Annotated in this window: 24 protein-coding genes; 12 read left to right on the top strand and 12 right to left on the bottom strand. The window is 75.2% G+C overall.

All coding sequences use genetic code 11. From position 1 onward, the window contains the following. Positions 1–205 precede the first annotated feature (205 nt). The 9 genes from IR158_RS06250 to IR158_RS06210 all read left to right on the top strand — a co-directional run bounded on the left by IR158_RS06250 (position 206) and on the right by IR158_RS06210 (position 7,735). The gene (locus tag IR158_RS06250; protein ID WP_291810850.1) at positions 206–940 is read left to right on the top strand and encodes a hypothetical protein; all 735 of its coding nucleotides are present in this window, start codon (positions 206–208) and stop codon (positions 938–940) included. A gap of 256 nt (positions 941–1,196) precedes the next feature. After that, positions 1,197–1,811 (top strand): FABP family protein, encoded by a 615-nt coding sequence (locus IR158_RS06245; protein WP_291810847.1) that lies wholly within the window; start codon positions 1,197–1,199, stop codon positions 1,809–1,811. 1 nt (position 1,812) lies between these two features. Next, the gene (locus IR158_RS06240) at positions 1,813–3,012 is read left to right on the top strand and encodes a folate-binding protein YgfZ (protein WP_291810842.1); all 1,200 of its coding nucleotides are present in this window, start codon (positions 1,813–1,815) and stop codon (positions 3,010–3,012) included. Between the two features lie 40 nt (positions 3,013–3,052). Further along, the gene (locus IR158_RS06235; RefSeq protein WP_291810839.1) at positions 3,053–4,177 is read left to right on the top strand and encodes an FUSC family protein; all 1,125 of its coding nucleotides are present in this window, start codon (positions 3,053–3,055) and stop codon (positions 4,175–4,177) included. Between the two features lie 40 nt (positions 4,178–4,217). After that, positions 4,218–4,556, top strand: a complete 339-nt coding sequence (locus IR158_RS06230) for a DUF2516 family protein (RefSeq protein ID WP_291810836.1) — start codon at positions 4,218–4,220, stop codon at positions 4,554–4,556. Continuing rightward, positions 4,553–5,536, top strand: coding sequence for an asparaginase (locus IR158_RS06225; RefSeq protein ID WP_291810833.1), 984 nt, complete (start codon positions 4,553–4,555; stop codon positions 5,534–5,536). Before IR158_RS06230 ends, IR158_RS06225 begins: the two co-directional genes overlap by 4 nt. Before the next feature lie 13 nt (positions 5,537–5,549). Continuing rightward, positions 5,550–5,987 (top strand): D-aminoacyl-tRNA deacylase, encoded by a 438-nt coding sequence (gene dtd, locus IR158_RS06220; protein WP_291810830.1) that lies wholly within the window; start codon positions 5,550–5,552, stop codon positions 5,985–5,987. Positions 5,988–6,366: 379 nt separating this feature from the next. Further along, positions 6,367–6,894 carry an O-acetyl-ADP-ribose deacetylase gene (locus IR158_RS06215; protein ID WP_291810827.1) on the top strand — a complete coding sequence of 176 codons (528 nt, stop codon included), beginning with the start codon at positions 6,367–6,369 and terminating at the stop codon, positions 6,892–6,894. 79 nt (positions 6,895–6,973) lie between these two features. After that, positions 6,974–7,735, top strand: coding sequence for a PIG-L deacetylase family protein (locus IR158_RS06210; RefSeq protein ID WP_291810824.1), 762 nt, complete (start codon positions 6,974–6,976; stop codon positions 7,733–7,735). Positions 7,736–7,760: 25 nt separating this feature from the next. Here the strand turns inward: IR158_RS06210 and IR158_RS06205 are convergent, their stop codons facing one another. From IR158_RS06205 to IR158_RS06175, 7 genes are read right to left on the bottom strand one after another with little or no spacing between them, the layout of a single operon-like run. Further along, a complete protein-coding gene (locus tag IR158_RS06205; protein WP_291810821.1) occupies positions 7,761–8,594 on the bottom strand; it encodes a Cof-type HAD-IIB family hydrolase in 834 nt (277 codons plus the stop codon). Between the two features lie 21 nt (positions 8,595–8,615). Then, a complete protein-coding gene (locus tag IR158_RS06200) occupies positions 8,616–9,737 on the bottom strand; it encodes a hypothetical protein (protein ID WP_291810818.1) in 1,122 nt (373 codons plus the stop codon). Continuing rightward, positions 9,734–10,798 (bottom strand): VWA domain-containing protein, encoded by a 1,065-nt coding sequence (locus IR158_RS06195; protein ID WP_291810815.1) that lies wholly within the window; start codon positions 10,796–10,798, stop codon positions 9,734–9,736. The genes IR158_RS06200 and IR158_RS06195 overlap by 4 nt, the downstream gene beginning before the upstream one ends. Next, positions 10,795–11,787, bottom strand: coding sequence for a VWA domain-containing protein (locus IR158_RS06190; protein ID WP_291810812.1), 993 nt, complete (start codon positions 11,785–11,787; stop codon positions 10,795–10,797). The genes IR158_RS06195 and IR158_RS06190 overlap by 4 nt, the downstream gene beginning before the upstream one ends. Next, on the bottom strand, positions 11,781–12,281 hold the full coding sequence (locus IR158_RS06185) for a hypothetical protein (RefSeq protein ID WP_291810809.1): 501 nt from the start codon (positions 12,279–12,281) through the stop codon (positions 11,781–11,783). Before IR158_RS06185 ends, IR158_RS06190 begins: the two co-directional genes overlap by 7 nt. Beyond that, positions 12,268–13,233 (bottom strand): DUF58 domain-containing protein, encoded by a 966-nt coding sequence (locus tag IR158_RS06180; protein ID WP_291810806.1) that lies wholly within the window; start codon positions 13,231–13,233, stop codon positions 12,268–12,270. Before IR158_RS06180 ends, IR158_RS06185 begins: the two co-directional genes overlap by 14 nt. A 3-nt stretch (positions 13,234–13,236) precedes the next feature. Continuing rightward, on the bottom strand, positions 13,237–14,229 hold the full coding sequence (locus IR158_RS06175; protein WP_291810802.1) for a MoxR family ATPase: 993 nt from the start codon (positions 14,227–14,229) through the stop codon (positions 13,237–13,239). Positions 14,230–14,574: 345 nt separating this feature from the next. Between IR158_RS06175 and IR158_RS06170 the strand changes: the two genes are divergently transcribed. After that, positions 14,575–15,183 carry an alpha/beta family hydrolase gene (locus tag IR158_RS06170; RefSeq protein ID WP_291810801.1) on the top strand — a complete coding sequence of 203 codons (609 nt, stop codon included), beginning with the start codon at positions 14,575–14,577 and terminating at the stop codon, positions 15,181–15,183. A gap of 57 nt (positions 15,184–15,240) precedes the next feature. On the opposite strand, the gene IR158_RS06165 is transcribed toward IR158_RS06170, so the two are convergent. After that, the gene (locus tag IR158_RS06165; protein ID WP_291810799.1) at positions 15,241–15,981 is read right to left on the bottom strand and encodes a Sir2 family NAD-dependent protein deacetylase; all 741 of its coding nucleotides are present in this window, start codon (positions 15,979–15,981) and stop codon (positions 15,241–15,243) included. An 86-nt stretch (positions 15,982–16,067) separates the two neighbouring features. Here IR158_RS06165 and IR158_RS06160 point away from each other — a divergent pair, with 86 nt between their 5' ends. Beyond that, on the top strand, positions 16,068–16,553 hold the full coding sequence (locus IR158_RS06160) for a thioesterase family protein (protein WP_291810796.1): 486 nt from the start codon (positions 16,068–16,070) through the stop codon (positions 16,551–16,553). A gap of 105 nt (positions 16,554–16,658) precedes the next feature. On the opposite strand, the gene IR158_RS06155 is transcribed toward IR158_RS06160, so the two are convergent. Together IR158_RS06155 and IR158_RS06150 are read right to left on the bottom strand one after the other, a co-directional pair. Then, on the bottom strand, positions 16,659–17,435 hold the full coding sequence (locus IR158_RS06155) for an aspartate/glutamate racemase family protein (protein WP_291810794.1): 777 nt from the start codon (positions 17,433–17,435) through the stop codon (positions 16,659–16,661). An 8-nt stretch (positions 17,436–17,443) separates the two neighbouring features. Beyond that, complete coding sequence (locus IR158_RS06150; RefSeq protein ID WP_291810791.1) at positions 17,444–19,099, bottom strand: NCS1 family nucleobase:cation symporter-1; 1,656 nt, start codon at positions 19,097–19,099, stop codon at positions 17,444–17,446. 247 nt (positions 19,100–19,346) lie between these two features. Here IR158_RS06150 and IR158_RS06145 point away from each other — a divergent pair, with 247 nt between their 5' ends. After that, on the top strand, positions 19,347–19,979 hold the full coding sequence (locus tag IR158_RS06145) for a helix-turn-helix domain-containing protein (protein WP_291810788.1): 633 nt from the start codon (positions 19,347–19,349) through the stop codon (positions 19,977–19,979). 27 nt (positions 19,980–20,006) lie between these two features. Here the strand turns inward: IR158_RS06145 and IR158_RS06140 are convergent, their stop codons facing one another. Together IR158_RS06140 and IR158_RS06135 are read right to left on the bottom strand one after the other, a co-directional pair. Further along, entirely contained in the window at positions 20,007–20,489 is a 483-nt protein-coding gene (locus tag IR158_RS06140; RefSeq protein WP_291810784.1) for a PPOX class F420-dependent oxidoreductase, read from the bottom strand. 92 nt (positions 20,490–20,581) lie between these two features. Further along, positions 20,582–20,983, bottom strand: coding sequence for a RidA family protein (locus IR158_RS06135; RefSeq protein ID WP_291810782.1), 402 nt, complete (start codon positions 20,981–20,983; stop codon positions 20,582–20,584). Positions 20,984–21,137 lie beyond the last annotated feature (154 nt).

Genomic DNA, 21,137 nt, shown 5'->3' with positions numbered 1-21,137 from the left:
TGTCACCTCCTGGCTGAGAGTGCGCACACGTTACCGCGTGGTTCGCCCGTGCCGTGCCGCCGCCCACGCGCGCCCCCCGTCCGGGTGCAGGTCCGGAGTCGCCCCCGGGGTCTGCGAGAATCGCCCGCGTGCTTCACCACGACCGTCCGACGACCCGGCGAGCCGACCGGCCGATGAGACGACTGCACGGGCGACGGGGCCCGCGATGAGCGTCGAGACGCGCGCCGTCCTCACCGCCGTGCTGGCCGCCGTGGTCGCCGTCGCCGGCTACCTCGGCGTGCTGCCGCTCGCCGGCGTCAGCGCGGCGCTCGTGCTCGTGCTCGCGCTCGGCTGGCCCGGGCTGGCGGGGCTGCCCTTCAGCCCGGGTGCGGGCGCGGTCGTGGCGCTCGGCGGGCTCGGCTCGGTCGCGGCGGTCACCTTCACGCCCGAGGAGCCCTACCTGCAGCACCTCGCGCTGGTCTTCGCCGGGGCGGTCGTGCTCGCGTTCGTCAACGAGCTGCTGCGCCGCGACGGCCGCCTGCGGCTGGTGGAGTCCGTCTCCGGCACCGTCACGGGCACCGTGCTGGCGGTGTGCGTCACCGGGTGGGTGGCCACGGCCCGGCTCGGGGGCGGCGAGGAGCTCGTCGTCGCGGGCGCCGTGGCGCTCGCCCTGGGCTCGGCGGCGGTCGCGCTGCGCGGCCGGACGTGGGTGGTCTACCTGGTCACGGTCGCGGTGGCGGCGGCCGGCGGGACGCTCGTCGGGTGGGCGCTGCCCGCCGTGCAGCTCGTCGCGGGCGCGGTGCTCGGCGTGGGCGTCGGCGTCCTCGTCACCGCTCTGCACGCGCTGTTCGACCGGTTCCCCGCGCTGGTCCGGCACCTGCCGTCGCTCGCCGTGGTGGTGCTGCCGGTCACCGTCAGCGGCGTCCTGGTGTACGTCGCCGGGCGGGTCTTCGCGGCCTGATCGCAGGCCACGGGACGATCCGCGCGCCGCACGTCGTTAGGATCTGTGCATGACTGCACTCGAGGGCTTCTTCATCGGTCTGCTGGTGCTGGCGACGCTGACCATCACGTGGTTCGCCGGCTTCGTCGCCTACCGCCTGTACAAGGGCCAGCGCTGAGCCCTCGACGCTGACCTGCGTCCCGCGGGCGACCCCAGGGTCGCCCGCACCCGTGGACGTCGGCGCACCGCCGACGCACGCCCGAGCCGAGGAGGCGCCGTGCCGTTCGTGCTGCCCGAGGGCCTGGCCCCCGAGGTCTACCCGCTCGCCTGGATGGTCGGCCGCTGGCGCGGCGAGGGCGTCGTGGGCTACCCCGGTGTGGAGGAGAGCGCCTTCACGCAGGAGCTCGAGATCACCCACGACGGGGGACCGTACCTGGCGTACCGGACCACCATCCGGCTCGTCGTGGCCCCGGACGACGCCGCGGCGATCGACGTCGGCACGAGCGCCGGTGCCGCCACGCCGAGCGACCCCGACGCGCCGCCGCAGGACGTGCCCGACGACGCCGACGCGCCCGTGTGGACGACCGAGTCCGGGTACTGGCGCGTGCCGCCGGAGCGTCCCGCGGACCTGGCACCGGACCAGCACCCGGTCGAGCTGCTGCTCGCCGACCCGGCGGGCTTCGTCGCCGTGTACGTCGGGACCACCGGCAACGGGCGCGTGGACCTCGCCTCCGACCTCATCGCGCACACCGCGACCGGTGCGGCCGTCAACGCCGGCAAGCGGCTGTACGGCCTGGTCGACGGCCAGCTGATGTGGGCGCACGACATCGCGGCCTTCGGCCAGGCGATGCAGTCGTACGCGTCCGGCCGGCTCAGCAGGGTGGACGGCTGACATGACCGAGCTCGCCGGGACTCCCGCAGCGCCCGCCCCTCGACACCGCAGCCCGCTGCTCGCGCAGCACGGCGCGGTCCCCGCCGCCGGCGCCGACGCAGGCGTCGCGTGGCACTACGGCGACCCGACCGCCGAGCAGCGTGCGCTGGCCCGCGGGGGCGCGGTCGTCGACCAGTCGCACCTGGGCGTCGTGACCGTGACCGGCCCCGACCGGCTCACCTGGCTGCACTCCCTGACGACGCAGGACGTCGCGACGCTCCCACCGCGCACGTCCACCGAGCTGCTCGTGCTCGACCCGCAGGGGCGCGTGGAGCACGCCGTCGGCCTCGTCGACGACGGCACCACCGCGTGGCTGCTGACCGAGACGGCGCCCGCCCTGGCGACCTGGCTCGACCGGATGCGCTTCGCGCTGCGCGTCGAGGTCGCCGACGTCACCGACGACTGGGCCGCGCTCGCCGAGCCCGTCGACGCCGAGGGCGCGGACGGTGAGCCCGTCACGTGGCGCGACCCGTGGCCCCGCACGGCCCCGGGCGGCACCCGCTACGGCCCCGCCGACGACGCGCACCCGGGCGCCGACCGGCGCTGGCGGCTCGTGCTCGTGCCGCGCGACCGCCTCGTCGAGGAGGTCCGCACGCGCCAGGCCGCCGGCTGGCCGCTGGTCGGCACGTGGGCGTCCGAGGCGCTGCGCGTCGAGGCATGGCGTCCGCGGACGTCGCACGAGGTCGACGACCGCACGATCCCGCACGAGCTCGACTGGCTGCGCACCGCCGTGCACCTGCACAAGGGCTGCTACCGCGGCCAGGAGACGGTCGCGCGCGTGCACAACCTGGGCCGTCCGCCGCGACGGCTCGTCATGCTGCACCTGGACGGGTCGGGGCACCTGGTCCCGGAGGTGGGTGCGCCCGTGCGGCTGCCCGGTGCCGCGGCGCCCACGGCCGGTGGTGCCGAGACGGCCGAGTCGGGTCGGCCGGTCGGGCACGTGACGTCGGTGGCGCGGCACCACGAGCTGGGGCCGATCGCGCTCGCCGTCGTCAAGCGGTCCGTGCCCACGGACGCCCTGCTGCTGGTCGACTGCGACGGCGGTGCGGTCGCCGCGGGGCAGGAGGTCGTCGTCGACGGTGAGGGCGTGACCCCCGACCGGCCGCCCGCCCGCGGGCCCCTGACCCGCGGTCTCGGCCAGCACCCGATGCTGGGGGCGTGAGGCACGTGGACGGCGGGCGCCGGGTAGCGGGCGCCGGGCGGTGAGCGCGGAGGCCTCGGCCGCGCGGCCGCGCCCGCTGCCGTCGCGGGCGACGCTGCGCCTGCAGATGGGGTCCCGGGTGCGCGCCGGATGGGCGCGGGTGCGCTCGTCGTGGGCGCTGATCGTGCAGGCGTCGGTCGCCGCCGGCGTCGCGTACGGCATCGGCATGTACGTCTTCGGGCACGAGATGCCGTTCTTCGCGCCCGTCGCCGCGTGGCTCGCCCTCGGGTTCTCCCGCGACCGGTCGATGCGGCGCGTGGCGGAGCTCGCCGGTGGCGTCGCGATCGGTGTCGCCGCGGGGGACCTGGTCGTGCACGTCATCGGCTCCGGGATCTGGCAGATGGCGCTGGTCCTGGCGGGGTCCGCCCTGGTGGGGCGGTTCCTGGACCGCGGGCCGATGCTCACGACGCAGGCGGGGGTGCAGGCCATCGTCATCGTCGGGCTGCCGCAGATCGGCGGCGGGCCGTTCGGCCGGTGGATCGACGCCCTCATCGGTGGGCTCGTCGCGCTCGCGTTCGCACTGCTCACCCCGACGGACCCGCGGCGGCACCCGCGCGCGCTCGCGCAGGCCGCGGTGCAGGAGCTCGCCGGGGTCCTGCACCTGCTGGCGCGCGGGCTGCGCAAGGGCTCCGTCGACGACGTCGAGGCGGCGCTGCTCACGGGTCGCGCGTCGCAGCCCGCGCTCGACGAGTGGCGCGACGCGGCACGGTCCGCCGCCGAGCTGGTCCGCATGGCGCCCGCGCACCGGCGGCACCGTGCCGAGCTCGACCGGCTCGTCGACGAGTCCGTGCTGCTCGACCGGGCGATGCGCAACGCACGCGTCCTGACGCGCCGGTCCGTCGCAGCGGTGGAGGACGGCCACGTCGCACCGGGCCTGGCCGAGGTGGTCGAGTCCGCCGCGCTCGCCACCGACGACCTGGCCGCGGCCCTCGGCGCCGGGTACGACCCGCGACCGGCGCGCTACCGGCTGCGCGCGGTCGCGGAGGCGCTCGACCCGCACGTCCTGGCGCCGGAGGACTGGAAGTCCCAGTCGCTCGTGCTGCTGCTGCGCTCGCTCGTCGTCGACCTGCTCGAGGCATCCGGCGCCACGCCCGGTGACGCGCGCGCCACGCTCCCCGAGCTCTGAGGCACTCCTGCCCGTCGGTCGCGTCTCGTAGGCTCTCGTCGTGAGCATCATCGGGTCGCTGCAGCTCCTCCTGTTCTTCCTCTTCTACCTGGCGATCTTCGTGCTGTCCGCGTGGGCCCTGGTCGACTGCCTGCGGCGTCCTGCCGCGGCGTTCCTCTCCGCCGGCAAGCGGACGCGACAGTTCTGGACGTGGGTGCTCGTCGCCGCGACCGTCGTCGCGTTCATCTCGATCCCGCCGCCGCTGGGCATCGGTCTGCCGCTCCAGTTCCTGGCGCTCGGCAGCGCGGCCGCGGCGATCATCTACCTCGTCGACGTGCGTCCGGCAGTCGCCCCGTACTCGGGCCGCCGTGGCGGCGGCCCCCCGCGGGGCGGGTGGTGAGCGCGCCGGACGTGGCCCACGGTGCGGTGCCGCTCGCGCGCGTGCACCGCGGTGACCTCGTCGAGTCCGTGCACCTGGGGCACGTGGTCGTGCTGGCGCCCGACGGCTCGGTGCGGGTCGCGCTGGGTGACCCGGACGTCGTGATCTGGCCGCGGTCGTCGCTCAAGCCCGTGCAGGCCGTCGCGATGCTCGACCACGGCCTCGACGTGTCCGGGGAGGACCTCGCGCTGGTGTGCGCGAGCCACTCGGGCGAGGCGGGCCACCTGGCCGTCGTGCACCGGCTGCTGGCGGCGGCCGGGCTGACGGAGGACGACCTGGGCAACACCCCGGACTGGCCGCTGTCGCCCGAGGCTGCGTGGCAGCGCCGCGCCGCCGGGCACGGGCCCGCGCCGCTCACGCAGAACTGCTCCGGCAAGCACGCGGGGATGCTCGCGACCTGCCGCGTGGCCGGCTGGCCGACGGACGGCTACCTGGACCCCGCGCACCCGCTGCAGCGGGCCGTGGTGGCGACCGCCGCGGAGCTGACGGGGGTGCCCGTCGAGCACGTCACGGTCGACGGCTGCGGTGCACCTCTGCTGTCGTCGACGCTGACGGGTCTCGCGCGCGCCTTCGGGACGATCGCCGCGGCGGCTGCCGGCGACGGCGGCTCCGCGCCCGCACGCGTCGGGCGCGCGATGGCGACGCACCCCTGGCACGTCGGCGGGACGGGCCGTGACGTGACGGCCTTCATGTCGACCGTGCCCGGGCTCGTCGCGAAGGACGGGGCGGACGGCGTGTACGCGGCCGGTCTCCCGGACGGCGGGGCGGTCGCCCTCAAGGTCCTCGACGGGTCCGGCCGGCCGCGTGCCGCGGTGCTGGCCGCCGCGCTGGGTCTCGCGGGTGTCGACCCGTCGGCGGTCGCGGACGTCGCGGACACCCCGGTGCTGGGGCACGGGCGGCCGGTCGGTGCGGTCCGGGCGACGTTCGGCGCGCACGCGTGAGCGGGCCGCAGCGGTGAGGGCGGTCCTGCAGCGGGTCACGCGCGCGGCCGTGCGCGTGGACGGTGAGGTCGTCGGCGCGATCGACCGGCCCGGGCTGCTCGCGCTCGTCGGCGTCACGCCGGGGGACGGGCCGGCCCAGGTCGAGCTCGTCGCCCGCAAGATCGCCGAGCTGAGGATCCTGCGCGACGAGCGCTCGGCGGTCGACGTCGGGGCGCCCGTGCTGGTGGTCAGCCAGTTCACGCTGTACGCCGACGTGCGCAAGGGACGTCGGCCGACGTGGAACGCGGCGGCGCCGGGCGCGGTCGCCGAGCCGCTCGTCGACGACGTCGTCGCGGCGCTGCGGGCGCGCGGCCTGGAGGTCGCGACGGGACGGTTCGGCGCCGACATGGCGGTGGAGCTCGTCAACGACGGCCCCGTGACCATCCTGATCGAGTCGGAGCCGACTACCTGACGGGTGCGTGGACCCGGGTGTCGGCACGCCCTCGTCCACAGGCGCCTGGGGATCCCCGTGGGGGACGCGGACGGTCGCCGGAGGGTCGGTCGACGATGGTCGACCACCAGGGTCGGGTCCTCCGTGCAGGGGCGTTCCTGCAGGTCGGCCGCCCTCGGTCGAGGTGGCCCTCCCGTTGTAGCCGGGTCGCCGCGGTGTCGCAAGTGCCTCTGCGGGCCCGCCGTCGTCCACCGCTGTGTCCACAGGCCCGTCCACAGGTCGACCTGCGAACCCACCCACGAGACACAGGGGTGTGGACGCAGGCTGTGGACGGCGAGGCGAAGATTCACCCGCTCGGCCGTGCGGTGCACGACGCCCGGGCTCGCGCGAGGATGGTCCGGTGGCGATCGCGACGGTGCTGGACGACATCACGCGGCAGGACGTGGACGTCGTCGTCAACGCCGCGAACTCCACGCTGCTGGGCGGCGGCGGCGTCGACGGCGCCATCCACGCGGCGGCAGGGCCAGGGCTGCTGGCCGCCTGCCGCGAGCTGCGACGCGCCACGTGGCCGCAGGGCCTGCCTGTCGGCCGCGCGGTCGCGACGCCGGCGTTCGACCTGCCCGCACGCTGGGTCGTCCACACCGTCGGGCCCAACCGCCACCGCGGCCAGGACGACCCCGCGCTGCTCGCGTCGTGCTTCACCGCGAGCCTCGACGTCGCCGACGGCCTGGGTGCGACGAGCATCGCGCTGCCCGCCGTCGGCGCCGGGGTCTACGGGTGGGACGCCACCCAGGCCGCCGAGGTCGCGGTCCACGCGACGCGTTCCTGGGTCGACGCCCATCCGACGACACCGCTGACGACGATCCGGTTCGTGCTGTTCTCCCCGCGGCTGCTCGCGGCGTTCGAGGACGCGCTCGCCCGCGGCTGACCGGCCCCCGCGCGGACGGCGTCCACGGCCGGGCGGGTGCCGGGGTGCCGGTGCCGGACGCTCGTCCTAGCGTGGGGACATGCCGGAGCCGACGACCCTGCCGCTGCTGCCCGACGACGCGCTCACGCGCGTGCTGTGCGTCGTGGCGCACCCCGACGACCTCGAGTACGGCACGTCCGCCGCGGTCGCGGCGTGGACGGCACGCGGCGTCGAGGTGGCGTACCTGCTGCTGACGCGCGGCGAGGCCGGCATGGACACGTCCGAGCCGGCGCGGACCGCCGAGGTGCGGATGCGCGAGCAGGTCGCCGGCTCCGCGGCCGTCGGGGTCACGAGGGTCCACTTCCTCGAGCACCCGGACGGCGTGCTGCAGTACGGGCTCGGGCTGCGCCGCGACATCGCCGCAGCGATCCGCCGGTTCCGTCCCGACGCCGTCCTCACGGACACGTGGGCCGAGGAGACGCCGGTGGGCCTGAACCAGGCGGACCACCGCGCCGCCGGGCTGGCCGCCGCCGACGCCGTGCGCGACGCGGGCAACAGGTGGGTGTTCCCCGAGCTGCTCGACGCCGAGCTCGAGCCCTGCGCGGTGCGCTGGCTCCTCGTCGCGGGTGACCCGCACCCCACGCACGGCGTCGAGGTCACGGGGGAGGCGCTGCAGCGCGGGATCGCGTCGCTCGAGGCGCACCGCGAGTACCTGGCCCTGCTCCCCGGGCACCCGGCCCCGGCCGAGCTCGTCCCGGCGCTGACCGCCGCGCAGGGCCGGCTGGTGGGCGTCGAGCACGCCGTGGCGCTGCGGGCCGTCGACCTGCAGGCGCCGCCGCCGGTGCTCGAGGGGCTGCCCTGACCGCGTCTCCGGCGGCGCCGGGTGCTCAGTGGAGCCGCAGCAGGTCGCGCAGCGTGCGCACCACACCGTTCTCGTTGTTCGACGGTGCGACGAACCGCGCGTACGCGCGGACGTCGGGGTGCGCGTTGTCCATCGCGAACGACCAGTGCGCGGCCTCGAGCATGCCGACGTCGTTGAAGTAGTCGCCGAACGCGACGGTCTGCTCGGGACCCACGCCCAGCGCGCGCTGCACGTCACGCAGCGCGTGGCCCTTGTCGGCGTCCGGGCTCATGACGTCGACCCAGTGCGCGCCGCTGACCAGCACGCGCGCCACCCCGCCGAACCGCGTGAGCGCCGGTCCGGCACCGGTCGCCGCGGGGCCGAAGTCGTACACCGCGACCTTCAGGACGGTGTCCTCCACCGCCGTCAGGTCGGGCACCTGCTCCAGCAGCGCGTAGTACGGCTCGCACTGCGCGAGGAACCGCGGATCGACCCGCTCGACGTACGCGCTGCGCAGCCCGCACAGCACGACACCGACGTCCGCGCCCGCGTCGACCGACCGGCGCACGGCACGCACGACGTCCCGGGCGACGTGCGTGTCGAGCCCGTGCACGGCCAGCGGGCTGCCGTCGCGCACCACGTACGCGCCGTTCTCGGCCACGTACACCAGGTCGTCCCGGTCGAGCTGGCGACGCAGCGTCGCGTACTGCCGGCCGCTCGCCGGGCACACCGTGACACCCCGCGCGACGAGCGTGTCGAGCAGCGGCCAGAACGACGGGTCGATGCGCTTGGCGTCGTCGAGCAGCGAGCCGTCCATGTCGACGGCGACGAGGCGCACGTCCGGCACGACGGCGAGGCGGGGCAACGGGATGGGTGGCACGGGAGTGATCCTCGCACCGGCTCACCAGTTCCGGGCGCTGCCACCGCCGCCCGAACCCGGGCCGTCGCCGCCGCCGGGCGCCGAGCCCGTGCCGTCGCCGCCCGACGGCACGGGCTCCCCGCCACCGCCGCCGCCCGCCTGCTGGTTGCGCTCCGCGAGCGCCTCCTGCCGCTGCGCCTCGGCCTGCGCCGGGTCCGGCGCCTCCTGACCGCCCGCTCCCGGCGTCGGCGCACCCTCGAGCGTGCCGTCCTGCGCGGCCTGCGCCAGGCGCTCGACGTCAGCCGCCAGGTCGAGGAGCTCCTGCATGCGCTGCTCGGCCTGCTGCTGCGGCGTGGGCGGCGGGTCCTCACCCTGGCCGTCCTGGTCCTGCTCGTCCTGTCCGCCGCCGCCCCGGTCCTGCTGCTCGTCCTGTCCGCCGCCGGCCTGGTCCTGCTCGTCGTCCTGCCCACCGCCGCCCTGCGACGGCGGCGGGGTGCACGCCGGGTCGGCGAGCGCCTCGGCCGCGAGCGCGGCGTCGTCGGCGGCCATCCGCAGCAGGTACCCCGCGAACCCGAGCTCGTCCGCGACCGTCGGCTCGTCGGCGCCCTCGTACGGCGGCTCGAGGAGCTCCGCGTCGTACGGCTCGCCCGCGGCCTGCGCGTCCAGGGCCGCGGCGAGCTCCTCGACGTACGCCAGCTGCACCTCCACCTCCTCGCGGGTCTGCTGTTCGTGCGCCTGCAGCGCCAGCGCGCGGTTGGTCTGGACGTCGCAGCGGTGCTCGTCGGGAACGGTCTCCAGGGCCTCGTCCAGATCCCGGATCGCGGTGCTGTACAGGCCTGCGCGGTACCGGGCCGTGCCCGCGTTGAACGCTCCCTTCCAGCCCTCCACGAACGTCCGGCCGTCGACGCTGTCGAAGAGGTCGACCGCGTCCCACTCGTCGCCCGCGTCGTACGCGGCGCGTGCCTCCCGGTAGCCCGGGCCGAGCGTCAGCAGGTTCACGGCGAAGCCCAGCAGCACGAGCGCGGGCAGCCAGCTCCACCGCAGCAGGCGGCGCCGGCGGCGCACGTGCGCAGGCACCGCGCGCCGGCGCGCCTCCCGGGCGGCCCGGTCCCGTGCCGCCTTCTGCTGCGCCCGGCGCCGGGCCTGCTCGCGCCTGCCGCTCATCGCCGCCTCCGCCACCGGCTCGACGCGCGCGCCCACGTCCACGCCTCCGCAGCGAGCAGCACACCGGCCACCAGCGCGAACGGCCACACGACGTCGCGCCGCGCGCCCACGTCCGCCCGCCCGTCGGCGGCGATCGTGTCGACGTCCACGTCCGCGACGAGGTCCGCGGTGCCCGTCGGGCCGTCGCGGTGGACGTACGGCACGCCGAGCTCGGCGGCCACCTCGCGCAGCGCGCCCGGGTCGGCGCGCGACAGGGCCGGCCGTGACGGGTCCTCGGGGTCGGGGATGTAGTCCGCGTCCGGGTCCACCGTGCCGTCGTACGTGCGCATCGGTGCACCCGCCGCCGTGCCGTACCCGAGCACCGCGCCCCCGTCGACCAGCGGCGCGATCCGGTCGAACGTGCCCGGCTCGTCGTCCGACGTCTGCTCGCCGTCCGAGAGGTAGAACACCAGCCGCACCATCCCCGGGTCACGGTCCTGCGCGTCGCGCAGCGAGCGCTCCAGCACGTCGAGGGCGCGGTCGCGGCGCGTGCCGGCGGACCCTGCCGTGACCTCCTGCGTCACGGTCTGCGCCCACGCGCGCACCGCCGTCGCGTCGTCCGTCAGGGGCAGCTGCGTGCCGGCCTCGTCCGCGAAGGCGATGACCGAGTAGAACGCGCCGGGCACGTCGCCCGTCAGGGAGACCACGTCGTGCCGCACGCCGTCGAGGCGCTGTACCGCGGGCACCGGGTCCAGGCCCGGTCCGCGCACCACCGGGTCGCCGGGGCCCCAGTCCTCGGCGGCCATCGAGCCCGTGCGGTCGACCACGAACCACAGCTGCACGCCGACGCGGGCGCCACCGGCCTGCGTCACCGCGACCGTGGGCGTCAGCCCCACGACGGCCACGACCACGACGAGCGCCGCACGCCGCCACCACGTCCACGAGCCCGCACGTGGCGCGTCGGACCGCTCGACCCTGCCGCGCCGCACCGTCAGCCCGAGGGCCTGCCCCACGCACAGCGCGAGCACCGGCACGGCCGTGAGCAGCACGACCACCACGGGCACGACCGCGCGGGCGCTCACGAGCGCACCCGCCACGCGAGCAGCACCGCGGCCAGGCCGGCGGCGTACAGCAGGCGCACCCACAGGTCGTCGTCGTCGGTCACCACCCGCTCCGGGTCGGCCTGCATGGCCGTGAGCTGGCCCGCGCGGACCTGCTCGAGGATCGCCGGGACGGCGTCGGGGTCCTGCGCCACGGCGAAGGTGCCACCGGTGCCCTCCGCGGCGATCCGCAGCTCGGCCGCAGTGGCGGCACCCAGCTGGCGGTCCTCGTCGGGGTACAGCGCGTCCAGGACCACGCCACGGGACGTCGCGAGCGCTGCTGCCTCGGGCAGCGAGTACACGGGCGCACCCCACACCTCGTTGTCCGTCGCCAGCACCACCGAGCGGGACCGGTCGACGTCGTACTGGTCGAACAGCAGCGTGCACGACGCGACCCCGTCACCGATGAGTGACGCCTGCCCCTCCAGGCCCGACGTGCCGCGCAGGACCTCGGCCGCCGCGTCGGAGCCCCGGTCGGTGAAGGCCTCGCGCGCCGTGCGCAGCTGCGTGGTGACGAGCTCGTAGTCGTCCGTCAGCGGGAAGACCGTGGCCGAGGTCGAGTCGAACAGCGACAGCGCGACGCGTTCACCGGTGAACCCGGCGACGAGCTGCTCGAACGTCGCCACGACGCGCTCGTCGTAGTCCAGCATCGACCCGGACACGTCCAGGCACAGCACGATGTCCCGGTTGGCGAGCTCGCGCGTGCGCTCCTGCACGGTGACGGGCCGGGCGGCGAGCACGGCGGCCCCGACGGCCGCCGCGGCGACGGTCAGCGCGACGGCCACGCGCAGGACCCGGTAGCGCACGCGCCACGCGCGCAGCGCGGGCACGGCGCGCAGGTCGTCCGTGTTGGCCACGGGCGTCGTCCCGCGCCGGTCGCGCAGCAGCAGCCCGGCGACCAGGGCGGTCGCCACCACGCCCAGGACCACCGGCACCAGCCACGGCACCTCCAGCCCGGCGCCCGTCACCACGTGCGCACCCGGTTGCGCGCCTGGTCCAGCGACCGCGAGAGGCGCGCACGCGACGTCGGGGCGAACGTCGGCATCGACGTGTTCTCGAGCAGCGTGGACAGCGGCCGGGTCCGGCGGTCCGCACGCGCCGCGGCCGCCGTCATCGTGGACGTGTCCACGCCCGTGCGTCCGGTCGCGAACTCGCGCAGCACGTACCGGATCTCGAGGTTGGCGCCCCGCACGTCGACGTCACCCGCGCGGTACCGACGCTCGACCTCGTCGAGGCGGGCCAGCGTGGTGCCCCGCAGCGCGGCGTAGGGGTCGCGCCGGTTCTTCGGCGCCGGTGGTGCGGCCGGAGCCGGTGGCGGGACCGACGCGGGGGCGTCCTGCGCGGGTGCGCGCGTCGAACGGACCACCCACACGAACCACCCGGCCACGGCCAGGATGATCGCCACCGCGACCCACGGCCACCACGGCGCGTACGGGACGGGGTCGACCAGCTCAGCGCCCGGCACGACGCGACCTCCCGAGCAGCGCGACCATCTCGTCCAGGACGTCGTGCGTGCTCTCCACGGTCACCGACGTCACGCCGAGCCGGCGCGTGCGGTGCCCGACCTCCGCGTGCCGCGCCGCGCGCGCCGCGGCGACCGCCTCACGCACCCCGCGCCGCCCCCGCAGGTACGCGGGCAGGGACCAGCCGCTGACGACGTCCCGCACCGGCCGGCCGCGCGGCGGTGCGACGACGGGGCGGCCGCGGTCCGTGGCGGCCGACCCGCCCGCCAGCGCGCCCGGTGCCGCGCCCAGCACGTCGGCGAACAGGTCGGCGTCGACGACCTGCACCACCATGACCTCGTGCCGCGTGCGCAGCCGTGCCAGGGCGCGCTCGTCGGCCGCGCCGGGCCGCGCCTCGTCCGTCACGACGACGACGAGCGAGCGGCGTGCCGTGCGGCGCAGCACGCGGTCGAGCAGGCGTGCGAGGTCACCCTCGGGGGCGTCCGGGTCGAACGTGCGCTGCAGGCGGCGCAGCAGCACCTCGAGGTGCGTCGTGCCCGCGCCGGCCGGCAGCTCGACGACGCGGCCCGCGTCGCCCGCGACGAGCGACACGCGGTCGCCCCGCTGGTGCGCGAGGTGCGCGACCACGTCCGCCACGAGCTGCGCCACCTCGTGCTTGGGCTCCCCGCCCGCGGACGTCGCGCACATGTGCCGCCCGGTGTCCACGACGAGCACCAGCGCGACGTTCGACGTCGCCTCGTAGCGCTTGACGACGGGCTGCGCCGAGCGCGCGGAGGCCCGCCAGTCGATGTCGCCGACGTCGTCCCCGGGCGTGTAGACGTGCAGGTCGTCGACCTCGTCGCCGTGGCCCTTCCACACCGCGCGGTGGCGTCCGTCGAGCAGGCCGGTGGCACGCCGCAGCGTGGGCAGCTGCAGGCGCGCACGCACCAGCGCGAGACGGGACCGGGCCGGCACGGGTCAGGGCACCGGGACCGCGTCGAAGACGGAGGTGATGATCGACTCCGTGGACACGTCGTCGGCGATCGCGTCGAACGACCGCACGATGCGGTGCCGCAGCACGGCGTTGCGCATCGCGTGCACGTCCTCCGGGACGACGTGCCCGCGCCCGGCCCGCAGCGCCACGGCCTGGGCGACGCGCATGAGGGAGATGGACCCGCGAGGGCTGGCACCCATCCGCACCAGCCGGTCCAGCCCGGGCACCTGGACGGGGCCGCGGCCGCGCGTGGTGGCGACCAGGTCGACGACGTACCGGCGGATCGAGCGGTCCACGTACACCTGGTCGACCGTGCGCTGCAGCCACGCGATCTCGTCGAGACCCAGGCGGTCGCTGCGCAGCGCGCGCGTCATGCGACCGTCGGAGATGCGCTCGAGGATCTCGACCTCCTCCTCGGCGTCCGGGTAGTCGAGGACCTCCTTGAGCAGGAACCGGTCCATCTGGGCCTCGGGCAGCACGTGCGTGCCCTCCTCCTCGATGGGGTTCTGCGTCGCGAGCACCATGAACGGGGACGGCACCGGGTGGACCTCGCCCGCGATCGTCGTCTGCCGCTCCTGCATCGCCTCGAGCATCGCCGACTGCGTCTTGGCGGAGGACCGGTTGATCTCGTCGAGCAGCACGACGTTGGCGTGCACGGGCCCGAGCTGCGTCGTGAACGTCGACGTCCCGTAGTTGAAGACCTGCGTGCCGACGATGTCCGACGGCATGAGGTCCGGCGTGCACTGGATGCGGTGGAACGAGCCCGACACGGCGTGCGCGAGCGTCTGCGCGGCCGTCGTCTTCGCCAGGCCCGGGACGGACTCCAGCAGGACGTGGCCCCCGCACATCAGCGCGACGACGAGCGACTGCCGCAGCTGGGCCTGCCCGACGACCCGCTGCTCGAACACCGCGTCGATGCGTTCGCACAGCGCACCGGCCTTGGTGCGGTCGGACGGGGGGACGGTGTCGCGGCTCACGGCGGGCACGCTACCTGGGGCCGGACGGTGATCCCCACCGCCCACAGGGTGATCTCCACGGACCAGCAGCGCCCGCGACCCACCCCCGCCCGCCCCCCGTTGGTGGGTGACCCCCCTTGTGGTCGTGAGAGTGCAATCCAGTCATGGGGGTGGTTGCTGGATTGCACTCTCACGCGCTGGTGGGTGACTGGATTGCACTCTCGCGCCAAAGGGGGCCGCCCTCTGGTGGTGAGAGTGCGATCCAGTTGCAGACGGCGTGACTGGATCGCACTCTCGCGCGCTGGTGGGTGACTGGATTTGCACTCTCGCGAACCTGGGGGTGGGGGTGGGCGGGAAGATAGGGGGATGGTGAAGGTGCGGGTGCTGCGGGCGGGGTCCGGGCCGGTCGACGTCGCGGGGGTGCTGCTGACCCCCGGGGCGGGCGCGACGCGGGACAACCGCACCCTCGTCGCGCTCGACGCCGCGCTCACGGCCGCCGGGCTGCCGGTCCGGCGTGTCGACCTGCCGCGCGGTGCGACGGCCGCGCCCACGCGGGTGCGCGAGGAGGCCGACGCGTTCGCCGCCGACCTGGGCGTGGGGACCGAGCGGCTCGTGGTCGGCGGACGGTCGTTCGGCGGGCGCATGAGCTCGATGGCCGTCGCGGACGGGCTCGCGGTCGCCGGCCTGCTGCTGCTGTCCTACCCGCTGCACCCGCCCGGTCGGCCGGACCGGCTGCGGGTCGAGCACCTGCCGCACATCACGGTGCCCGTCCTGGCGGTCAGCGGTGCGACCGACCCGTTCGGCACGCCCGACGAGCTCGCGACGCACCTCGCGACCCTGGCGGGACCGACGACGCTGGTCGTCGTCCCCGGCGCGCACGGACCGGCCGACGCACCCGTCGTCGCAGCGGTCCGCGACTGGCTCACCCGACGTCCAGGCCCACCCGGCCCCGGCGACGTCCACCCGGTCTCGTGAGCCAGAGGATCTGGGGACTGGTGTCCCCGGTTTCCTCGGTCTCGTGAGCCCGGGGTGTCAGCGGGTCGCGAGCAGGTCCGCGACCAGGGCGGGGAGGGCCTCGTCGATGGGGTCGCGGACGACCTCGTCGGCCAGGTGGTCGTACGCCGTCGGCTCGGCGTTGACGACGACGAGCTGCGCGCCCGACTCCACGGCCAGCGGCACGAGGCTCGCCACGGGGTGGACGGTGAGCGTCGTGCCCACCGCGACCAGGGTCTGCGCGTCGGTGGCCGCCGCGACCGCGCGCTCGATGGCGTCGTCGGGCAGGCGCTCGCCGAAGTACACGACGTCCGGCTTCAGGACGCCGCCGCAGGCGGTGCAGCGCGGGTCCGGTTCGGCGGGCAGCCGCGCGAGCACGTCCCGGGTCGGGGTCGTCGCCCCGCAGCGCAGGCACGACGTGGTCGCGAGGGTCCCGTGCAGCTCCACGACCCGCTCGGGCGAGCTGCCCGCGCGCTGCTGCAGGCCGTCGAAGTTCTGCGTCAGCACCGCGATCAGCGCACCGGCGCGCTCCAGGTCCACGAGCGCACGGTGCGCGGCCGTCGGCCGGGCGTCCCACACGGCGTGCTCCGCCCACGCGCGCCAGCCACGCTCGCGCACGGTCACGTCCCGCACGTACGGGCCGATGTCGAGCAGGTTCACCGACGCGGGGTCGCGCGTCCAGACACCCTGCGGCCCACGGAAGTCGGGGATGCCCGCCGCGGTCGAGATGCCGGCACCCGTGAGGACGGTGACGGTCGGGGGGTCGGCGTGATGCGGCACGGTCGCATTCTCGTCGCCGGGAGCGTCCGGCGCCCAGCGGGCGACGCGACGACCGAGCGCGGCCCCGCCCGACGTAACGTGTGGGCATGGACGAGACGACCGGCCTCACCCTCACGCCCCGGCCGCCCCACCACGGCCGCGGTCGCGTCGTCATGCAGGTGCGCTGGTCCGACGTCGACCTGTTCGGCCACGTCAACAACGCGGCGTTCCTGCGGTACCTCGACGACGCACGGTTCGCCCTCTTCCCCCGCATGGGGGTCGACGAGGTCGGCGCGATGACGGCCTCGATGCTGGTCGTGGTCAAGCACGAGATCGACTACCTCGCGCCCATCCGGTTCCGCCCCGCGCCCGTCGTGGTGGAGGTCTGGGTGCCGCGGCTGGGGCGCTCGTCGGTGGACTTCGCGTACGAGATCCTCGACGGCGAGGAGCCCGGCGGCGCGGTCGCGCTGCGGGCGCGCTCGCGGATGGTGCAGCTCGACCGTGCGACGCACACGTCGCGGCCGTTCACCGACGAGGAGCGGGCGACGTTCGCGGCGTTCCCGGGGGAGTCGCCGGACCTGCACGCCTGGTGAGGCGCCCACGTCGTGGGACGAGCGCGCCGCGAGACCGGGCTCGGGCGGCTCACGACGGGTGAGGCGCGACCGGAGCCCGGTCTCGCGGCCGGGGCGCCGAGGGACTCAGTGCGGGACCGCCGCCAGCGCGGCGGGTGAGGTGATCGCGAAGCCGCCGAGCAGGCCGGGCACCGCCTTGGGCGGCGGGGGTGCGTACTCCGAGCGCGTCGACGTGCGCAGGCCGGCGCGGACGAGGGCGGCCGCGAACGTCGTCGCCGCAGCCACGCCGTCGACGACCGGGACCCCGATCGCGTCGGAGATCCGCCCCGTGAACGCGGCCATCCCGGCGCAGCCGAGCACCACGGCGTCGACGTCGTCGGCCTCGACCGCCGCACGGCACGCGGCCGTGACGCGCTCGAGCGCCCCGGACGTCGGGTCCTCGAGCGCCAGCACCGGGATCTCGCACGCGTGCACCGCGGCGCACGCGCGGGCAAACCCGTACCGGTCGAGCAGCTCGTGGGCGCGTCCGGCGGTGCGGCCCAGGGACGTCACGACGCTGAACCGGCGCGCGACCATCGCCGCGGCGTGGAACGCGGCCTCCGCGATCCCCAGCACCGGGCCGTGCGCGAGCTCGCGCGCCGCGTCGAGCCCCGGGTCCCCGAAGCACGCGACGACGTACGCGTCGACCCCCGCGGCCTCGCCGAGGCGCACCTGCTCGAGGACGCCGACCGCGGCCAGCGCCTCCTCGTAGTGGCTCTCGACCGAGGCCGGCCCGGTCGTGGGCTGCACGGCGTCGACGTGCACGCCGGGCCCGGCCACCACCCGGGCGGACCGACCGATGAGGTCGGTCATCGCCCGGGTGGTGTTCGGGTTGACGACCCGGATCCGGATGTCGTCGTGCACGACGCGCCTCAGGAGCCCGTGGGCTCGGCGTGGTGGCTGACGACCACGGGGACGTCCTGGGTGCCGTCGGACACGTGCGGGTCGGAGGCGTCGAGCGTCGGGATCTGCGGGTTGCGACGCTCGAGGAAGACGAACATCGCGAACCCGAGGCCGCAGCCGATGAACCACGAGTACGACGCGATCCACGTGACGTCGAACAGGCCGAGCGACGCCGCAAGCTTGGGCAGGACGGCCGTGGCGACGGCGACCAGGCCCGACCCGACGACGGTCGCCAGCGCGTTGCGGTTGTACCCGCGGGTGTACCAGTACCGGCCGGTGGGGGCCATGGTGAACATGTCGTCGACGTGCACGCGCTGCTTGCCGATGACGTAGTACCCGGCGATGAGGATGCCGAACAGCGGGCCGATGAGCGCGCCCAGCACGCCGAGCGTGTAGTGGATCGCCTCGTCGTTGGCGTACCAGTTCCACGGCGTGAGGATCACGGAGCCGACGGCCGCGATCATGCCGCCGGTGCGCCACGAGATGCGCTGCGGGGAGACGTTGGAGAAGTCGAACGCGGGGGAGATGAAGTTGGCGACGATGTTGATGCCGACGGTCGCGGTGACGAAGGTCAGGCCGCCGAGCAGGATCGCGAACGGGGTGTCGATCGCCTCGACGGTCTTGATGGGGTCGGTCATCAGCTCGCCGAAGACGGGCACGGTCGCCGACGCGCAGATGACGGTGAGCAGCGAGAAGAACAGGAAGTTGATCGGCAGCCCGAGGAAGTTGCCCCTCTTGACCGCCGTGAACGACCGCCCGTACCGCGCGAAGTCACCGAAGTTGAGCATCGGTCCGGAGAAGTAGGACACGACCAGCGCGATCGCGGAGAACATCACGGGGATCGACGCGGCGAACGTCATCGGCGGGCCCGAGGACAGGTTCAGCGAGATGTTCTCCCAGCCCGCCTCGGAGACGAGGTAGATCGCCAGGACGATCATGACGACGTACACCGCGGGCCCGGCCCAGTCGATGAAGCGGCGGATCGTCTCCATGCCGTTCCAGAACAGCGCCGCCTGCGCGACCCAGAGGATCGCGTACGAGATCCAGCCGAGCGCGTTCAGGCCGACGAACGACGGCTCGAGCAGGGCCGCGGAGCCGGGGACGAACTTGAGGAAGATGATGTTGAGCGCCTCGGCCGCGAGGAACGTCTGCACGCCGTACCAGGCGACCGCGATGAGGCCGCGGATGACGGCGGGGATGTTGGCGCCGAGCACGCCGAACACGGCGCGGTTGATGACCGGGTATGGCACGCCCGTCTTCTGGCTGGGCTTGGCGACGAGGTTGCAGAACACCTGGACGATGACGATGCCGACGACGAGCGCGACCAGCACCTGCCAGGAGGCGATGCCGAGCGCGAACAGCGACCCCGCGGTGACGTAGCCGCCGACGCTGTGCACGTCGGACATCCAGAACGCGAAGATGTTGTACGACGACCAGCGCTGGTTCGTGAGCGGCGCGAGGTCCTCGTTGGTCAGGCGCGGGTCGTACGTCGCCTTGATCTCGCCGGCGCCCACGGGCAGGCCCGCGGCCTCGACGAGGTCGTTCGGCTTGCCCGTGGCGGTCGGGGCGGCGGAGGCCGTGGCGTCCACGGGGACGACGGCGGGGAGGTCGTGCGGAGCGGTCATGGTGGTCCTCGCACTCGGGACGTCGGGAGGGGTGGTGTGCGACGCGGGGCACCGGGGTGCCGTGGGTCGGTGACCCGACCGGGGGTCCACCCTGGCCGCGGGTGGACGGATCACGTACCGTGAGCGGACCTGAAGCCGGGGCTGCAGGAACGCGACGATGTGTGAATCTATGACTTCACATGCGCCGGTGGGTTTCGACGGTGTGAACTTCCCGCTTCACGTGTAACGGACGATGAGGAGGACCGCCGTGAGTGCCGCGCCGGACGCCGGGAGCCTGCTGGCGTCCTTCGACGCCGAGCAGCTCGGTGCGCGCCTGCGCGAGCTGCGCGAGGGCCGCGGGCTCACGCTGCGGGAGGTCGGCGGCCGCCTCGGGATCTCGGCCAGTGCCGTCTCCCAGATCGAGCGCGGGGTGCTGCGGCCGTCGGTCAACCGGCTGTTCGAGCTCGTCACGGCGGTCGACGCGACGCTCGTCGACGTCTTCGGCGGCACGTCGGGCACCCCCGACGTCGAGCTGTCGACGCCCGTGCCCGACGGTTACGTCGTGCGGCGAGCGGTCGAGGTGGAGTCCGTCACCCTCGAGGGCGGCGTCGTGTACCGGCGCCTGTCACCCGGCGTCTCGCACGACGTCGACTTCTTCGAGTCCACCTACCCGCCGCACACCGTCGCGGGGCGTCAGCACGAGCTCGTCACGCACGTCGGGTACGAGATCGGCACCGTGGTGCGCGGCGAGCTGACGATCGACTTCGCCGACGAGCGCGTCGTCCTGCGCGCCGGCGACACCATCTCCTACGCGTGCACCACGCCGCACCGCCTGAGCAACCGGTCGGACGAGACCACGGTCGCCACGTGGCTCATCGTGCACCCGGGCGCGCCGGGCTGACCCGCCGGTGGGTCCGGGGGCGGGCGGTCAGGACCGGTCGTCGAGGCGGGCCGCGACGTCGGCCGGGAAGCCGCCCGTCGCCAGGGGGCCCCAGCGCTCCGGGGTCACCCGGATCAGGCTCTTGCCCTGCAGCCGCATCGCGGCGCGGTACTCGTCCCAGTCGGGGTGCTCGCCCGCGATGCAGCGGAAGTAGTCGACCAGCGCGTCCTCGGCCTGCGGCATGTGCAGCACCTCCGCCTGCCCGTCGACCTGCACCCAGGGGCCGTCCCACTCGTCCGACAGCACGCACACGCTGACGCTCGGGTCGCGCTCGGCGTTGCGGGTCTTGGCCCGGTCCGGGTACGTGGAGATGACGATGCGGCCCGCCTCGTCGACCCCGCCGCTCACCGGCGACACCTGCGGGCGTCCGTCCGCGCGCGTGGTGACGAGGATGAGGTGGTGCCGCGGCCGTGCGAACTCCAGGAGCCCGGCCAGGTCGACGGTCGTCGTCGTCGCGATGCTGCGTGCCATGCGTCGACCCTACGGCCGCGTCCTGCTCGACCGCGTGACCGGCAGGCCGTGATGGGCCGGCCGGTCGGGGCGCGCACCCACGGACGCGGCCGTCAGCGCACGACGGCGGCGATCGCACTCACCTCCACGAGAGCACCCGGCACGGCCAGCCCCGCCACCCGGGCGGCGACGACCAGCCCCGGGTCGTCCGACGCGATGAGCGGCGCGATCGCGCCGTACGCGGCGTTCACGTCGACGCCGTCGGCGAACAGGACGGTCCACTGGACGACGTCGGCGAACGTCGCGCCGGCCGCCGCCAGGGCGGTGCGGACGTTCTCGACCGCGCGCACCGCCTGCGCGGCGACGTCGCCCTCGCCGACGAGCCTGCCGTCGGCGTCGACGGCGTCCTGGCCGCCGACGTAGATCGTCGTCGCGCCGGGCGGGACCACCGCGACGTGGCTGAAGGCGGGGCTCCGCACGAGCCCGTCGGGACGGAGGCGTTCGACGTGTGCCATCTGCGCATCGTGCACCCGACCACCGACACGCGCACCGCCTCGGGCGCGGTGATCACCCGGGTGCAGCCCTGGCCCGCGGGTATCTCGCGGGGCGTCCCGCCCGCCCTTGTCGTGTCAGGCGCCGCCGGCGTCGAGCAGGTCTGTGTATCGCAGT

This window comes from Cellulomonas sp. (genome assembly GCF_015234515.1).
Taxonomy (GTDB): domain Bacteria; phylum Actinomycetota; class Actinomycetes; order Actinomycetales; family Cellulomonadaceae; genus Cellulomonas.
The sequence above is the reverse complement of the archived record's forward strand: the minus strand, read 5'-3'. Positions and strand labels throughout refer to the sequence as shown.

Excerpts from the sequence above, each read along its gene's own strand:
- IR158_RS06135 (WP_291810782.1), bottom strand. The coding sequence starts at position 20,983 with ATGGCACACGTCGAACGCCTCCGTCCCGACGGGCTCGTGCGGAGCCCC.
- IR158_RS06150 (WP_291810791.1), bottom strand. The coding sequence starts at position 19,099 with ATGACCGCTCCGCACGACCTCCCCGCCGTCGTCCCCGTGGACGCCACG.
- IR158_RS06200 (WP_291810818.1), bottom strand. The coding sequence starts at position 9,737 with ATGAGCGGCAGGCGCGAGCAGGCCCGGCGCCGGGCGCAGCAGAAGGCG.
- IR158_RS06170 (WP_291810801.1), top strand. The coding sequence starts at position 14,575 with ATGGTGAAGGTGCGGGTGCTGCGGGCGGGGTCCGGGCCGGTCGACGTC.
- IR158_RS06210 (WP_291810824.1), top strand. The coding sequence starts at position 6,974 with ATGCCGGAGCCGACGACCCTGCCGCTGCTGCCCGACGACGCGCTCACG.
- IR158_RS06240 (WP_291810842.1), top strand. The coding sequence starts at position 1,813 with ATGACCGAGCTCGCCGGGACTCCCGCAGCGCCCGCCCCTCGACACCGC.
- IR158_RS06140 (WP_291810784.1), bottom strand. The coding sequence starts at position 20,489 with ATGGCACGCAGCATCGCGACGACGACGACCGTCGACCTGGCCGGGCTC.
- IR158_RS06250 (WP_291810850.1), top strand. The coding sequence starts at position 206 with ATGAGCGTCGAGACGCGCGCCGTCCTCACCGCCGTGCTGGCCGCCGTG.
- IR158_RS06160 (WP_291810796.1), top strand. The coding sequence starts at position 16,068 with ATGGACGAGACGACCGGCCTCACCCTCACGCCCCGGCCGCCCCACCAC.